At 70.4% G+C, this 14,793-nt stretch carries 13 protein-coding genes; 10 read left to right on the plus strand and 3 right to left on the minus strand.

The features are described 5' to 3' along the window. Positions 1-23: 23 nt before the first annotated feature. The 3 genes from CFK38_RS06600 (at position 24) to CFK38_RS06610 (ending at position 3,719) form a co-directional block, all read left to right on the plus strand. Entirely contained in the window at positions 24-1,778 is a 1,755-nt protein-coding gene (locus tag CFK38_RS06600) for a dynamin family protein (protein WP_096802366.1), read from the plus strand. Beyond that, on the plus strand, positions 1,775-3,481 hold the full coding sequence (locus CFK38_RS06605) for a dynamin family protein (protein WP_096802367.1): 1,707 nt from the start codon (positions 1,775-1,777) through the stop codon (positions 3,479-3,481). Before CFK38_RS06600 ends, CFK38_RS06605 begins: the two co-directional genes overlap by 4 nt. A gap of 139 nt (positions 3,482-3,620) precedes the next feature. Beyond that, a complete protein-coding gene (locus tag CFK38_RS06610; RefSeq protein ID WP_019174583.1) occupies positions 3,621-3,719 on the plus strand; it encodes a 30S ribosomal protein bS22 in 99 nt (32 codons plus the stop codon). Positions 3,720-3,834: 115 nt separating this feature from the next. Here CFK38_RS06610 and CFK38_RS06615 read toward each other — a convergent pair whose 3' ends face one another. After that, entirely contained in the window at positions 3,835-4,140 is a 306-nt protein-coding gene (locus CFK38_RS06615; protein WP_096802368.1) for a glutaredoxin family protein, read from the minus strand. A 62-nt stretch (positions 4,141-4,202) separates the two neighbouring features. Next, positions 4,203-4,733 (minus strand): YceI family protein, encoded by a 531-nt coding sequence (locus CFK38_RS06620; protein ID WP_096802369.1) that lies wholly within the window; start codon positions 4,731-4,733, stop codon positions 4,203-4,205. Positions 4,734-4,857: 124 nt separating this feature from the next. Between CFK38_RS06620 and CFK38_RS06625 the strand changes: the two genes are divergently transcribed. The 7 genes from CFK38_RS06625 to CFK38_RS06655 all read left to right on the plus strand — a co-directional run bounded on the left by CFK38_RS06625 (position 4,858) and on the right by CFK38_RS06655 (position 14,398). Beyond that, complete coding sequence (locus CFK38_RS06625) at positions 4,858-5,406, plus strand: MarR family winged helix-turn-helix transcriptional regulator (protein WP_157773393.1); 549 nt, start codon at positions 4,858-4,860, stop codon at positions 5,404-5,406. A gap of 76 nt (positions 5,407-5,482) precedes the next feature. Then, positions 5,483-6,130 (plus strand): histidine phosphatase family protein, encoded by a 648-nt coding sequence (locus CFK38_RS06630; RefSeq protein WP_096802371.1) that lies wholly within the window; start codon positions 5,483-5,485, stop codon positions 6,128-6,130. Beyond that, entirely contained in the window at positions 6,127-6,732 is a 606-nt protein-coding gene (locus CFK38_RS06635; protein WP_245851248.1) for a TlpA family protein disulfide reductase, read from the plus strand. Before CFK38_RS06630 ends, CFK38_RS06635 begins: the two co-directional genes overlap by 4 nt. Beyond that, positions 6,729-7,520: a cytochrome c biogenesis CcdA family protein gene (locus CFK38_RS06640; protein ID WP_096802372.1), complete on the plus strand. Its 792-nt coding sequence runs from the start codon at positions 6,729-6,731 to the stop codon at positions 7,518-7,520. The genes CFK38_RS06635 and CFK38_RS06640 overlap by 4 nt, the downstream gene beginning before the upstream one ends. Beyond that, positions 7,520-9,238 carry a cytochrome c biogenesis protein ResB gene (gene resB / locus CFK38_RS06645; RefSeq protein WP_096802373.1) on the plus strand — a complete coding sequence of 573 codons (1,719 nt, stop codon included), beginning with the start codon at positions 7,520-7,522 and terminating at the stop codon, positions 9,236-9,238. The genes CFK38_RS06640 and resB overlap by 1 nt, the downstream gene beginning before the upstream one ends. Continuing rightward, positions 9,235-10,311 (plus strand): c-type cytochrome biogenesis protein CcsB, encoded by a 1,077-nt coding sequence (gene ccsB / locus CFK38_RS06650; RefSeq protein WP_096802374.1) that lies wholly within the window; start codon positions 9,235-9,237, stop codon positions 10,309-10,311. The genes resB and ccsB overlap by 4 nt, the downstream gene beginning before the upstream one ends. A 694-nt stretch (positions 10,312-11,005) precedes the next feature. Then, the gene (locus CFK38_RS06655; RefSeq protein WP_096802375.1) at positions 11,006-14,398 is read left to right on the plus strand and encodes a chondroitinase family polysaccharide lyase; all 3,393 of its coding nucleotides are present in this window, start codon (positions 11,006-11,008) and stop codon (positions 14,396-14,398) included. Here the strand turns inward: CFK38_RS06655 and CFK38_RS06660 are convergent. Beyond that, positions 14,395-14,715, minus strand: coding sequence for a PLD nuclease N-terminal domain-containing protein (locus CFK38_RS06660; RefSeq protein ID WP_096802376.1), 321 nt, complete (start codon positions 14,713-14,715; stop codon positions 14,395-14,397). The two genes, CFK38_RS06655 and CFK38_RS06660, sit on opposite strands and share 4 nt — an antisense overlap. Positions 14,716-14,793: the final 78 nt, after the last annotated feature.

Genomic DNA, 14,793 nt, shown 5'->3' on the forward strand with positions numbered 1-14,793 from the left:
TGCGCATCGATCGAGGGGCAGACATGACGACTGGGACCACCGCCGTCCTCGAGGCGTTCGCCGCGCATCTGCGCGCCCTCGAACTGCCGCTGCCCGTCGAGGGCGCCGAACAGGCCCGGGAGGAGACCGGTGCGGCGCTCTCCCAGCTCGGCGACCACGTGGTCCCGCGCCTGGACTCGCTGGACGCCCCCCTGCTGGTGGTGATCGGCGGCTCCACCGGCGCCGGCAAATCCACCCTGGTCAACGCGATGGTCGGCCACCCCGTGAGCCGTTCCGGGGCGATCCGCCCCACCACGCGGCGCCCGGTGCTGCTGCACCATCCCCTCGACGAGGCCTGGTTCACCGGCACCCGGATCCTGCCCGGCCTCGCCCGCGTCCATGCCGGCCAGCGGCGGGATCCCGAGGCGCCCCACAGCGGGGACACCACCGGCGACCTCGACCCGGCGACCTCCCTCGAGCTGCACGGCGAGGAGCGGATCCCGCAGGGCCTCGCGCTGCTGGACGCCCCGGACATCGACTCCGTCGCCGTGGGGAACCGGGAGCTGGCCCGGCAGCTGCTGCGGGCCGCGGACCTGTGGCTGTTCGTCACCACCGCCAACCGCTACGCGGACGCCGTGCCCTGGGAGGTGCTGCGCACCGCCGCCGAGCGCGACGTGACCGTGGACGTGGTGATGAACCGCATCCCCGCTCGCGAGGGCGTCGCCGAGGAGCTCGCCGACGATCTGCGCGGCATGCTCGAGCGACAGGGGGTGGAGGTGGATCGGCTGTTCCTGGTCCCCGAGACGGAGCTCGACGCCGCGGGGATGCTGCCCCCCGCGGTGGTCACCGAGCTGCAGCAGCACTTCGCCCGCCTCGCCGCCGACGGGGAGGGGCGCGGCCGGATCGCGCGCCGCACCCTGGCCGGAGCGATCGACGGCCTGGCCGGCTCCGCGACCCGGATCGCCGAGCACGCCGCCCTGCAGGACGCCGAGCGACAGCGCCTTCGCGAGCAGGCGGTCACCGCCTTCTCCGGGGCCCGGGAGCGGATCGACGACGCCCTCGGGGACGGCTCGCTGCTGCGCGGTGAGGTGCTGGCCCGCTGGCAGGACGTGGTGGGCACCGGGGAATTCTTCCGCGGGGTCGAGTCCCTGGTGACCCGCGCCCGTGACCGCCTCGGCCAGCTGGTCGGCGGGAAGCCCGCCCCGGCGATCGCCGCCGAGCAGGCGCTGGGCACCGGCCTGGTGCACGTGGTCATCGACGAGACGGCCCGTGGCGCAGAGCGGGCCGACGCCGCCTGGCGGGCCGCCCCCGCCGGCCGACAGCTCGCCGAGGGCCAGGACCTCTCCCGCCTCCCCGACGGCTATGGCGAGGAGGTCAACGCCGAGATCCGCGCCTGGCAGGGGGATGTGCTGGAGCTGGTCCGCGCCGAGGGCGCCGATCGTCGTACGAAGGCCCGCCTGCTCTCGCTGGGCGTCAACGCGGTGGGCGTGGCCCTGATGGTGGTGGTGTTCGCCTCCACCGCCTTCGTGCCCACCGGTCTCGAGGTCGGGGCCGGTGCCGCGACCGCCGTCGTCGGACAGAAGCTGCTGGAGACGATCTTCGGCGACGAGGCCGTGCGCCGCATGGCGGCCCTGGCCCGCAAGCGGCTCACCGACCGGCTCGATGCGCTGGTCGCAGGACGCTGCGAGCTCTTCCTCGACCGGCTGGACGCCCTCGCCGCGGAGGGCTCCGCGGCGCAGCTGCACGCCGACGCCGCGGCCCTCGCCCAGCTCGCCCGCGACATCCGGGAGGACGTATGAGAGAGCTGCTGAGCCGTTCCGCGACGGGGTCGGCCCCACTGGCCGCACGGATCGAGGCGCTCGAGCGCGCCACCACCCTGCTCGAGGGGGTCGCCCCCGGCGGGGCCGTCGTGGCCTCGCGGGACGTGCTGGACCGCATCGACGGCCGCCGCGCGCTCTCGGCCGAGCACACCGTCATCGGCCTGTTCGGCGCCACCGGTTCCGGCAAGTCCTCTCTGGTCAATGCTCTGGTCGGGGCCGAGATCACCCGGGCCGCGGTGCGCCGCCCCACGACCTCCGCGCCCGTCGCCGCCGTGGTCGGGGAGCGGGGCAGCGACGCCCTGCTGGACTGGCTCGAGGTCGAGCAGCGCCACCACCTCGAGGGCACCGACACCGCGCTGATCGAGGCCGCCTCCCGGCCGCCGGCCGGCCGGCGCGCCCGCCGGGAGGCGGCCCAGGCCGGTCCCGGCACGGGCACCCCGGGCATCGTGCTGCTGGATCTGCCGGACCTCGACTCGGTCGAGAGCGCCAATCGCACCGTCGCCGAACGGATGACCGGACTGGTCGACGTGATCGTGTGGGTCACCGATCCGCAGAAGTACGCCGATGCCGTGATCCATCAGGAGTTCGTGCGCCCCTTCGCCGGGCACGACGCGGTCACCGTGCTGGTGCTCAATCAGATCGACCTGATCCGCGAGGACGAGCAGGAGCCGGTGCTCGCCTCCCTGACCGCCCTCGCCCATGCCGACGGCCTCGACCAGGCCCCCGTGCTCGCCACCTCCGCGAGCACCGGCGACGGGGTCGTGGAGCTGCGCGAGCACCTGCTCCAGATCGCCCGCAGTCGGGAGGCGATCGCCTCCCGGCACCGTGCCGACGTGCGCGGGGCCGCAGAGTCCCTGCAGGAGGCGGCGGATCCGACGGGCATGGCCGAGCAGCCCGCGCCCGCGGACATCGATGCCCTGGTCGAGGACCTCGCCACCGCCGCCCGGGTGGAGCCGGTGGCCCGCGCCGTCGGCGCCTCCTACCGCTTCCGCGCCGCCGGGAAGGTGGGCTGGCCGCCGCTGCGCTGGGTCCGCCGCGTCCGCCCGGACCCGCTGGGCCGCCTCGGCATCGGTCGGGGCCGCGACGGGGAGGGGCTGGAGCGCACCTCGCTGCCGGAGCCGGATGCCGCCGCCCGTGCCCGCGCCTCGGGCGGGGTGCGCCGTTTCGCCGACGCCGCCTCCGAGGGGGGCAGCGATCCCTGGCGGGCCGCCGTGCGCACCGCCGCCCGGTCCGGGCAGGACCAGCTGCCGGATGCGCTCGACCAGGCGGTCGCCGGCGCCGATCTGCGCGCGAGGACCACCTCCTGGTGGTGGCCGGTGCTGGACGTGCTGCAGTGGCTGGCGCTGCTGACCTGGGTGGTGGGGCTGGGTTGGCTGGCGCTGAACGCCCTGCTGGCCTTCCTCGGTGTGCCGCCGCCGCCGATGCCGATGGTCCAGGAGCTGTGGATCCCGATCCCGCTGCCCACGGTGCTGGTGGTGCTGGGGATCGCCGCCGGGCTGCTGATAGGCCTGGCCGGAGGGGTGATCGCGGCACTGATCGGGGCCTGGCACCGCTCCCGGGCCCGCCGGGTGCTGACCGCCCGGGTGCGTGCGGTGGCCGAGGACCACGTGGTCTCCGCGGTGTCCGAGGAGCTCGCCCTCGCCCGGAATGCTGCGAGAGATCTCGCACTCGCGCACGGCTGAGCGTTCGGCATGGCAGTGTAGAATGGCTGGTCGACCGTGGCGTCGGGCCCGCACGAGTTCCGTGCAGTCTCCGCGGGCCGCGCATACCTGATCCGCTGCACCATCCCGCAGGCGTGAGCCTGCAGAACAGAGGCAACCTATGGGTTCTGTCGTCAAGAAGCGACGCAAGCGCATGTCCAAGAAGAAGCACCGCAAGCTGCTTCGCAAGACCCGCCACCAGCGTCGCAACAAGAAGTGATCGCTGCGTGACGCACATCGGCCCCCGCCAACTGGCGGGGGCCGATGCATGTCACGGGGCTGTCCGCTGGCGCGGGGGGCGCCGCCCGTGGGCCGCTCGAGGGCCGTCCCGGGCGTCAGGCGCGGCCGGTCAGGCGGCGCCACCAGGGCCGACGCGCGAGCGCCGTCCGCAGCTGCTGGGCCTCGACGCGGTACTTCGCATGGACCGCTCCGTCCACGATGATCACCGGCACGTCGTAGTCCCAGTCGGCGCGCAGTCGCTCGTCCTCGTCGATGTCCCGCACCTCCACGGTGGAGCCGACGCGGTCGGCCTCGGCCCGCACCACCGGCAGGGCCTCCTCGCACAGATGGCAGCCCTCGCGCGTGAGGTAGAGGACGCGGGCGTCCGGGTCACGGGGGGAGGGGATGCGCGGAGCGGTCATGGGGCGAACCCTATCGGCGGTGGCGAGGCCATCGTGCGGCGCCGACCGCTGGGGAGCGGAGCTCAGGCGGAGACGGGAGCGGTGAACTCGGCCTCGATGAGGATCTTGACGTCGTCGCCGACCATCACGCCGCCGGCCTCGAGGGCCGCGTTCCAGGTGAGGCCGAACTCCTTGCGGGAGATCGAGGTCTCGCCGGTGAAGCCCGCGCGGTAGACGCCGAAGGGATCGGTGGCCGCACCCTCGTAGGTGAAGTCCAGCTCGACCGACCTGGTGATGTCGCGGATGGTGAGGTCACCGGTGAGGGCGTCCCCCTCGACCGCGGTGGAGACGAAGCGGATCTCCGGGAAGTTCTCCGCGTCGAAGAAGTCGCTGCTGCGCAGATGGTCGTCGCGGTCCGGCTGGGCGGTGTTGATCGACTCGGTCCTCAGGGTGGTGGTGAAGGAGAGGTTCTTTCCGGCCTCGCCGACCTCGAGGACTCCGCTGATGTCCTGGAACTGGCCGCGGGCCTTGGAGATGCCGGCGTGGCGCACGGTGAACGCCGCGGAGGTGTGGGCGGGGTCGAGGGTCCAGGTGCCGGGGGTGAGGTCGTTCATCAGAGGTCTCCTTGAGATGATCGGGGCGGGGTGGCACGCGGGGCGACCACCGGGCTTATGCTTGAAACGTAAACTACACTGGGCGATGATGGCAAGCATCAGCCCCAGGACAGAGGAGAGCGTGATGGATGACACAGTGTCAAGTGCTGAGGACAGGGCGTCGACGCCGGAGGACCTCTGGCTGACGAGCACGGAGCAGGAGGCATGGCGCACCTTCCTGTACGCCACCACCCTGCTCGCCGATCGTTTCGGGGAGGCGCTGCAGTCCGATCCGGAGATCGACCTGACCCTCGGTGAGTACGAGATCCTGGTGCGCCTGTCCGAGGCGGAGAACGGGTTCCTGCGCATGTCGGAGCTCGCCGACCAGGTCGTCCACTCCCGCTCCCGCCTCACCCACACCATCGGCCGGATGGAGAGGCGCGGGCTGGTGGAGCGGGTGCGCTGCACGGACGACGGTCGCGGTCGGCAGGCGCAGCTGACCGAGGCCGGGGAGGCGATGCTGGTGCGCGCCGCTCCCACGCACGTGCGCTCCGTGCGTGAGCGGCTGCTGGACGTCATCGGCCACGACGATCTGCTCGAGCTGGGCCGGATCCTGGGCAAGACCCTCGCCGTGGACGCCCCCGTCGCCGTCTCATGTCCGGATGCTCACCAGGAGGTCGCCGCTCCCCGCTGACGCGGAGGTTGGATTGGTACCGTGAGGCGGCTCGTGTCCGAGCCCGCAGTGCCAGAGCAGGAGAGAGAACCGCCCCATGACCACCACCACGGTCCACCTCGTCCGTCACGGCGAGGTGCACAACCCCGAGCGCATCCTGTACGGACGCCTGCCCGGGTACCGACTCAGCGACCGTGGTGAGCAGATGGCCGCGCTGGTCGGCGACCACCTCGCCGACTCCGACGTCGCCCTGGTGCGCTCCTCCCCGCTGCTGCGCGCCCAGCAGACCGCCGCCCCGATCGCGGGCCCGCACGGGCTCGAGATCGTCACCGACCAGCGGCTGGTCGAATCGGGCAACCACTTCGAGGGCCAGCGGATGGGCCACGGCGAGGCGAAGCTCAGCGACCCGCGCAACTGGCGCTGGTTCACCAATCCGTTCCGCCCCTCCTGGGGTGAGCCCTACCGCGAGCAGGTCGCCCGCGTGGTCTCCGCCGTCCACGACGCGCGCGCCGCGGCCGAGGGCCGGGAAGCGGTGCTGGTGCTGCACCAGCTGCCGATCTGGGTCACCCGGCTCAGCGCCGAGGGCAAGCCCCTGTTCCACGATCCCCGCCGCCGGCAGTGCGGACTGTGCTCGGTCACCAGCCTGCGGTTCGTCGGCCCCCACCTGGCGGGCGTGGACTACGCCGAGCCGGCCGCCGCGCTCTACGCCGGGGCGGTCGACGCCACCGGGGGCACGCTGACGTGAGCGCCCGTTCCCTGCCCGGTCGACCCACCCGTCGGGCGCTGCTCGGCGGCGTCGGCGGACTCTCCGCCGCCCTCCTGCTGGCCGCCTGCGGGACCGACACCAGCGACCGCTACAGCTCCGGGGACTCCGGGTACGTCTCGGGCAACGGCGTGGCCACCGAGATCCCGCCCGCAGATCGCGGCGAGCCGCTCGAGGTCGTCGGCACCACCTACGACGGGGAGGAGTTCTCCTCCCTCGAGCATCGCGGCGAGGTGCTCGTGCTCAACGTCTGGTACGCCTCCTGCCCGCCCTGCCGCGAGGAGGCCCCGCACCTGCAGGCCATCCATGAGGAGTACCAGGACCAGGGCGTGTTCTTCATCGGGGTCAACGTGCGCGACTCCGCCGGGCCCGCGGCCGCCTTCGAGGAGACCTACGGGATCACCTACCCCTCGATGCCGGACCCCGACGCCGAGATCATGTACTCCCTGCGCGGACAGGTCGCCCCCAATGCGGTGCCCTCCACCCTGGTCATCGACCGGCAGGGCCGGGTCGCGGCCCGGATCTCCGGCGCCGCCGATCCCTCCGTGCTGCGCGCGATGATCGATGCGGTGGTCGCCGAATGACCCCCGGTGACCTCGGAGCGGCCTTCCAGGCCACGGCGCTGTCCGGCTCCCTGCTGCCCGCGCTCGCCGTCGCCGCGGCCGCCGGCCTGGTGGCCTTCCTCTCGCCCTGCGTGCTGCCCGTGGTGCCCGGGTACCTCGGGTATGTCTCCGGCCTCGCCGGCCAGAGCGCCACCGCCCCGGGAGCGAAGCGCTCCCGGCCCGCCACCGGGCGCATGCTGGCCGGCAGCGCGCTGTTCGTGGCCGGATTCGCCGTCGTGTTCATGATCCTCGGCGGCTTCGCCGGGATGCTGGGCTATCTGCTCCAGGAGCACGCGCTGTGGATCAACCGCATCGCCGGCGCCGTGGTGATCCTCATGGGCCTGGTGTTCATGGGGGTCTTCCCCCGCGTGTCGGTCACCCGCCCGGTCTCCTCGAAGAAGCCCGACGCGGGCCTGCTCGGCGCCCCGCTGATGGGGCTGATCTTCGGCCTGAGCTGGACCCCCTGCATCGGCCCCACCTACGCGGCGATCCTCGCGCTGTCATTGGACGGCGGTGACGGCGGGGTGCTGCGCGGCGGGGTCCTCTCGCTGGCGTACTCGCTGGGCCTGGGCATCCCCTTCGTGCTGTTCGCGCTGCTGTTCGAGCGCGCGCTGGGCCTGAGCAAGAAGCTCTCCGCCCACCGCCGCACCATCGGCCTGCTCTCCGGGGCGCTGCTGATCGCGATCGGCGTGCTGCTGATGACCGGGGTGTGGGCGACCTGGATGAGTCACCTGCAGGGCATGGTCGCGACCTTCGAGCCGGTGGTGTGATGACCGAGAAGCGTACGAGCACTCCTGCGGACGCGGGCGAGGCGGCGGAGAGCAGCGCCTGGAGCAGCAAACCGGAGATCGATCGCAAGCGCCCGCCCAGCGCCCCTTCCCTCGGCCTGCGCGGCACCCTGCTGTTCCTCTGGCGGCAGCTGACCAGCATGCAGACCGCCCTGGTCCTGCTGATGCTGCTCGCGATCGCGGCCGTGCCCGGTTCCCTGTACCCGCAGCGCAGCGTGAATCCGGCGCTGACCGAGCAGTTCCTCGAGGAGAACGGCCGCTGGGGCGAGATCCTGGACGCCCTGGGGTTCTTCGACGTCTTCTCCTCGCCCTGGTTCTCCGCGATCTACCTGCTGCTGTTCATCTCGCTGATCGGCTGCATCGTGCCGCGCGTCGGCGTGCACCTGAAGCAGCTGCGGGCGAGACCGCCGCGCACCCCCTCCCGGCTGACTCGCTTCACCGGGTACACCCGGGTCGAGCTGGCCGGCGCCGACGGCGACGCCGATGCGCTCATCGAGCGCGCCCGCCGCTCCCTGCGCCGCTCGCGCTATCGCACCGAGGTCCGTGAGGAGGCGGGCGCCCGCTCCGTCAGCGCCGAGCGCGGACTGCTGCGCGAGTCCGGCAACCTCGCCTTCCACATCGCGCTGGTGGGCGTGCTGATCTGCATCGCCGGCGGCCAGCTGACCAGCTACCGCGGGCAGATCACCGTCATCGAGGGCGAGGGCTTCGCGAACTCGCTGACCCAGTACGACTCCTTCGAGTCCGGGGCCTGGTTCGATGAGACCGAGATGCCGGACTTCCGCTTCACCCTCGAGGACTTCCGCGCCACCTACGTCCAGCCCGGGGAGGGCGGGAGCGTGGGGGAGCCGCGCTCCTTCGAGGCCGACGTCCAGGTGACCACTCCCGGCCAGGAGATCTCCAGGACCGTGCAGGTCAACAAGCCGCTGCACGTCAAGGGCGCGTCGATGTACCTGCTCGGCAACGGGTACGCCCCCGCGATCACGGTGACCGATCCCGAGGGGGACGTCGTCGCCGAGGGGCCCGTGATCACGGTGCCGATGGGGGATGTGGGCTACACCTCGCAGGTGGTCATCAAGGCCCCCGACGCCCGGCCCGAGCAGACCGCGGTGGTCGGCTTCTTCCTGCCCACCGGCACCATCGACGAGCAGGGCCCGCACTCGCTGTTCCCCGATGCGCTGGATCCCCAGCTCGCGCTGACCGTCCACCAGGGCGATCTGGGACTGGACTCCGGCATCCCGCAGAACGCCTACGAGGTCGACCTCACCACCCTGACCCCGGTGGTCGGCCAGGACGGTGCCCCGGTGCTGATCCGCCTCTACCCCGGTCAGGAGTTCGAGCTCCCGGACGGGACCACCGTCAGCTTCGACGGTCTGCGCCGCTACGCCGCCTTCGACATCGCCCACAACCCCTTCGAGCGCTGGATCCTGCTCAGCGCGCTGGTCGCCGTCGGCGGGCTGATCCTCTCCCTCTTCGTGCCCCGAAGGCGCGTCTGGGTGCGGGTGCGCGAGAGCGTCGACGGCACCGTGCTCGAGGTGGCCGGGCTCGCCCGCAGCGACGACCCGGCGCTCGAGGACGACGTCCGAGCCCTGGCCTCCTCGCTCACGGAGGCGCAGGATGGGACCTCGGACGGTCCGCACGACCCCCACCAAGCACGGCCCGGACGGGCCGCGGAACATCCCTCCGAAGGAAGTGCACAGTGATCAATGAGCAGCTGGCGGAGGTGTCGAACCTCGCCCTCGTGGTGACGATCGTCCTCTATGTGCTCGCCCTGATCGGCTTCGGCGCCGATCTCGCGTCCTCCTCGCAGCGCCGCAGCGATGCGCGCCTGGCCGCCCGTGAGCGGCAGCCCGGCGCGCGCACGCTCCAGACCGCGACGGTCGCCGCCGGCGGGGGAGCAGGCGCAGAGGGCGGGGCCATGGCCGCCGGGGCTGACGGCCGGAGCCTGCCTCCCTCCGAGGGTCCCGGGCACCGGAGGGGCACCATGAGCGCACAGCGCTTCGCCTTCCTCCTGACCGGGGCCGCGACCGTGCTGCACGTGGTGGGGGTGCTGACCCGTGCCCTGGCCACCCAGCGGGTGCCGTGGGCGAACATGTACGAGTTCGCGACCACCAGCACCGCCGTGGTGATGCTCGCGTTCCTCGTCTTCAGCATCAAGCGTGCGGAGCTGCGGGCGCTGGGCACCTTCGTGGTCGGCCCCGTGCTGCTGGTGCTGCTGCTCGCGCAGACCTTCTGGATCGTGCCGGCCGCGAACCTCACCCCCAGCCTGCAGAACTCGCACTGGATCTACATCCACATCGGGGTGGCCATCATCGCCACCTCCCTGTCGATCCTGGGCGCCGTGGTCGCCGGCATGCAGCTGCTGCAGGCTCGCCACGAACGTGCCCTGGGGGAGCTGACGTCCGCGGGGCAGGAGCATCCCGAGCACTGGGGTCGTTTCGGCCATGTGCTGGACCGCCTGCCGTCCTCGACGGTGCTGGAGGCGCTGAGCTTCCGCATCCACTCGGTGGCGTTCGTGTGCTGGACCTTCACCCTGATCTTCGGCGCGATCTGGGCCCGTGAGGCCTGGGGCCGCTTCTGGGGCTGGGATCCCAAGGAGGTGTGGACCTTCATCATCTGGGTGATCTACGCGGCCTACCTCCACGCCCGGGCGACCGGCGGATTCCGCGGCAGTCGTGCCGCCGGGCTCGCCCTGGCCGGCTTCGTGGCCGTGGTCTTCAACTACACCATCGTCAACACGGTGATCAACGGACTGCACTCCTACTCGGGGCTCTGAGCCCCGGGAGACCCCTAGGGCTTGTCTCCAGAGCAGGTGGAGCCACCGGATGATGGCTCGGAGGCCGGCTCCGACGCGCACGGTCAGGCCGAGGTCGTCGTCGCGGGTTGCCGGACCGCTCCATTGCTCCACGTCGCTGCAGCCGCGGTCGATCACATTGCGGCCGCGATACCCCTCGGTGTCGAAGGCGACGGAGCGGCCACCGGATGAGCCGCGATCTCGATGGTGCTGCTGCTGTTCACGAGGCTCGGGGATCACTGCCCTGAGGGCTCGACGCCGCAGACCCCGCCGGATCGCGCGAGATGAGCTCTCCTTGTCGCCGCGCAGCATGTCGGGTCTCGTCCGCGGCCGGCCGGGGCCTTTGCGGGCGACGGACAGGCCATCCGGCAGCGTGCCCAGCACCGGCGAGTCTCCCCCTACCCAGGTCCGCAGAGGATCGCCAGCGGCAGATCATGGCCGTCGACGAGCTGATGAGCTTTGTCGAGAGCCCGCCGCGGGAGCGCCTCAGCGCGTGATCAGCTGGCTCATCGCGCAGATTCTTGCGTTTCCACAGTGCGCCCTGTGGTGCGCTCCAGGTGGTGACCTGCTGTTGAGCGCGGGGCAGACGAACAGTTCGGTGGGAATGAGTCTTTAATTCTCTCTTCGTGACTCTCTAAAGTCCTGGTTGAGTCAACAACAAAGGAGTTATTGCCCCATGACTGATTTTCCAATTGCGAACCGGCGTGCAGCCGATTCGTCCGGTTGCGGCGCGACCACGCACGCACACCCTGCCGAGAAGCAAGCGATGGGCATGGCGCTCTCGCGCCGAGGTGTACTGCGTGGAGCCGCAGTCCTCGCGGGAACGGCCGCGATCGCGCCGTACACGACGACCATCGCCGGCGCGGCTCCGGCCGAACCGGTGAGTGCGGCCGTCCTCGAGACGCAATTGCTCGGGCTGGACAAGCCCATCTATTTGCTCGAGACGACGGTGCCGAGCACGTTCAGCGTCTCCGCCGGTGCAATGGAGATTTCGGGTGCGCATGCCAAAGTGGGACGACACTCGCTGCGCTGGGACTACCGGCCAGGTGCACGACTGAGCGTGCAGAACCGTCTTCACCTCGGTACAGCGGAACCCACAGAGGTCGACCACTTCGCCGTGTGGCTCTACAACGAGACGGCCGTCGATGGCCGGTTGCGCCTGCAGTTCGGGCGCGATAGTCGAGTCGATGCGTGGAAGGACGTCCACCTCGACTTCAGCGGATGGCGCACCGTATGGCTGCGGTACGACCGGGACCTCGAAGGTGATCCGCACCAAGACATGAACCGCATCTGGCTCGTGGCCCCGAATGAATCCGGCACGATCTGGATCGATCAGCTCGCGCCCAATGTGTCGGTTCGACCGGATCGAGTGACGCCGGACCTGCAGGTCCCCGATGTTGCCCCCGATCTGCGGAACGAACCGAACTTCCACTGGCTGGGACTGCACACCTACTGGCAGCTCCAGGCCGAACCCGGCTTCGACACTGGCAATGTCAGCTCTCAGGAGATCGACGACGCTCAGAAGGTCTACGACCGGCTGTTGCAGCGGCATCAGCATGAACGCGATTACTCGGCGGCAGCGCTGGAAGCCTTGGAGCAGAAGTTCGAGAAGTTCGGCATCCCCGAACTGGCCGATCCGAATGCGGACGGGGATGCGCTGCGCCCGGGCTCGGTGGGCTCCTTCGTCTACGACAAGCAACTGGAGGTGATCCCACCCGACTACCGTGCCGCCGTCATCGAGATCTCCGACGGCACAAAACTTCGGACATTGTGGGACGACCTGGGCCTGCGCACCGCGCAGACCTGGCAGACCGCCCATCGCGACGGTGACGACGCTGCTGCACGGCGCTCGGGACAGCTGGTGCTGCGGATGATGGTGCACCTGCTCGACCAGGGGTGGGCCGCCGGATCCGGGCAGGGAACCATCCACCACCTGGGCTACGGGATCCGCTCGTGGGTGGATGCGCTGCTGCTGATGGAGCCGCTGCTGCGCGAGCGTGGCCTGTGGCCGCGCTGTTCCGCAGCCCTGGAATGGTATGTCGGCACCGGCAGGCTCACCTACGACTTCGACGAACAGTGGCACCGCAGCGGGCTGGTTGACGTGCTCAACACACTCCTGGAGGGGCTGCTGACCACCTGCTTCACCGCGGACAGCTGGGAGGAGAAGGTGGGCCGGCTGCGCTCCTTCCATAGTTGGATCGATCACGCGCACTCCTACAGTCCCGGCCTGGACGGGGGATACAAGGTGGACGGCTCCATCTACCACCACAACGGCCCCTACACCCTCTACGGGCGTGACGGGCTCACGGGCAGCATCCCTGTGCTCCTCGACGTGGCTGGAACCACTTTCGCGCTGAGCGCGGCGGGGCAGGAGGTGCTGACGACGGCATTGCGGCATCAGATGCTGCTGACCAACACCCTGGACTATCCGCTGAGCCTGTCCGGCCGTCACCAGAACACCAGGATGAATGTCCGCGGCCTGGTGAATCTGCACGCCCTACTGGGTCGTAACCCACTGGACGGCAGCGAGGGCATCGATGAATACCACGCTTCGATGTTCCGCCGCCTCGTTCCTGCGGACAACCCGTCGTCGTGGATGCTGAAGATGGACGAACAGTTCGCTGCCGAGGGCATCGAGGAGGCGGCTGCGCCGAACGGCTACTGGGCTTCGCCCTACGGCGCACTCGGACTGAGCCGCCAGGACGAGTGGCAGGTTTCCGTGCGGGGGCACAACCGCTACATCTGGTCAGCAGAGATCTATCCGCTGGCCAACCGTTATGGGCGCTATCAGACGTATGGCCAGATCACGGCACTGACGGATACCGACGACGACGCCTGGTCCGATATCCAGGGCGACAACGGCATCACGCCGTCGGGGTATGACTGGAACTTCATCCCGGGTACGACCACGAAGACGCTCCCCTTCGACCGACTCGAGGTGGATCTGACCGGCGAGATCCAGAGCATGGTGCTGACCGAATCCCGCTTCGGCGGCGCGGGTGTGATGGCAGGCCACGCGAGCCTCTTCGGCATGGAGGTGAAGGAGCACCCCGACTACGACCCCACGCATACTGCACGCATCTCCGCATTCATGGTGGGCGACCGGGTGATCGCTCTCGGCTCGGGGGTTCGCAACACCGACCACGAGAATCCCACCCGCACCACGTTGTTCCAAGCCTCCCCGGAGGTCATGGCGGAGCCTCAGGATGTGCGATCCGGTTCCGGTTGGGTCACCGACCCAGCGGGCAACGGTTACGTCGTGATGGCGGGTCCGGAGTTGACGTACGGCACCGGCGAGCAGACCACACCGAACCAAGACGGTCGTGGGGAAGGCAGCGGCGTCTTCGCGCTGGGATACCTCGACCACGGCACTGCACCGCACGACTCAGGCTACGCGTACGTGCTGTTGGTCCACGGGGGCGAGCAGCGCACCGCCGAGCTGGCGCAGCAGGTGCAGGGCCACCACGGACCCATTGTGATCGACCAGCGGAATCGGGTTGCCCATGTGGTGACCGATACCGAATCTCGGGTCACGGCGCACACCATCTTCGAGCCCGATACCGAGCTGGTGAAGGGCTCGATCGTGCGTTCGACCAGTCGCCAGGCCCTGGTGCTCAGCCGTATTGTCGCGAAGGGCAGGGCGACCGCATTCTCCGTGACGGACCCGGACCTGCACCTGTACCGGGGCAGGGACGAGGAACAGTACGACGGAGACACCTACGTCGGCGACGAGAGCCCGTATACCCGGTGGTGGCAGCATAACGAGAGCATTTCGACGGAGACCGAGGTGGTTCTCCGCGGCCGCTGGCGCCTGGAGAACTCCGAGGATGGCGACCAACCAGCCGTGAACAGGGTCGGCGGAGATACGGTGGTGACGATCACCGGCCAGCATGGTGCCAGTGTCGAGTTCACACTCGTGCGAGGCGGCGGTGAGCATGACGACGATGACGACGATCGGGAAGAGGACGATCGGGAAGAGGACGACGAGCGCGACGACGACGATCGGGAAGAGGACGACGAGCGCGACGACGAGGACCGCGACGACGAGCGCGACGGCGAGGAGGACTAGGCTCCGTCGCCCTCGCCGGGTTCCTGCTCGCGGCGCTCCCGCCGCTCGCGACGGATGTCCTCGTCGAGCCGGCGCAGGAAGTCGGGGTCCTCGTCGGGAGCCACCGGGCCACTGCGGCGCGGCTGCTCGCCGCCGAGGGTGCGTGCCCTGCCGACGAACAGCCAGGTGATCGGGCCCACCCACGGGAGCAGCACGATCAGCACGATCCAGGCCCATTTGGGCAACCCTTTGATCTTCTCGTCCTCGGTCTGCACGCAGTCGGCGAGCGCGAAGACGGTCAGGGCGATGGAGAGAACTGCGATGATGCCGCGGGCCATGGCCGAAGTGTAGGCAACGCAGCTGATCGCCGGGTGGGTGGGCGCTGTGCCGAGCAGGCTGCGCCGCTGCCGCTGCGG

It is taken from the genome of Brachybacterium vulturis (genome assembly GCF_002407185.1).
Lineage (GTDB): Bacteria > Actinomycetota > Actinomycetes > Actinomycetales > Dermabacteraceae > Brachybacterium > Brachybacterium vulturis.

What these genes read in the sequence shown, in the direction of transcription:
- CFK38_RS06605 (WP_096802367.1), top strand. Translation starts at nt 1,775, where the DNA reads ATGAGAGAGCTGCTGAGCCGTTCCGCGACGGGGTCGGCCCCACTGGCC.
- CFK38_RS06630 (WP_096802371.1), top strand. Translation starts at nt 5,483, where the DNA reads ATGACCACCACCACGGTCCACCTCGTCCGTCACGGCGAGGTGCACAAC.
- CFK38_RS06625 (WP_157773393.1), top strand. Translation starts at nt 4,858, where the DNA reads ATGGATGACACAGTGTCAAGTGCTGAGGACAGGGCGTCGACGCCGGAG.
- CFK38_RS06640 (WP_096802372.1), top strand. Translation starts at nt 6,729, where the DNA reads ATGACCCCCGGTGACCTCGGAGCGGCCTTCCAGGCCACGGCGCTGTCC.
- CFK38_RS06600 (WP_096802366.1), top strand. Translation starts at nt 24, where the DNA reads ATGACGACTGGGACCACCGCCGTCCTCGAGGCGTTCGCCGCGCATCTG.
- CFK38_RS06615 (WP_096802368.1), bottom strand. Translation starts at nt 4,140, where the DNA reads ATGACCGCTCCGCGCATCCCCTCCCCCCGTGACCCGGACGCCCGCGTC.
- CFK38_RS06610 (WP_019174583.1), top strand. Translation starts at nt 3,621, where the DNA reads ATGGGTTCTGTCGTCAAGAAGCGACGCAAGCGCATGTCCAAGAAGAAG.
- CFK38_RS06655 (WP_096802375.1), top strand. Translation starts at nt 11,006, where the DNA reads ATGACTGATTTTCCAATTGCGAACCGGCGTGCAGCCGATTCGTCCGGT.
- resB (WP_096802373.1), top strand. Translation starts at nt 7,520, where the DNA reads ATGACCGAGAAGCGTACGAGCACTCCTGCGGACGCGGGCGAGGCGGCG.
- CFK38_RS06660 (WP_096802376.1), bottom strand. Translation starts at nt 14,715, where the DNA reads ATGGCCCGCGGCATCATCGCAGTTCTCTCCATCGCCCTGACCGTCTTC.
- CFK38_RS06620 (WP_096802369.1), bottom strand. Translation starts at nt 4,733, where the DNA reads ATGAACGACCTCACCCCCGGCACCTGGACCCTCGACCCCGCCCACACC.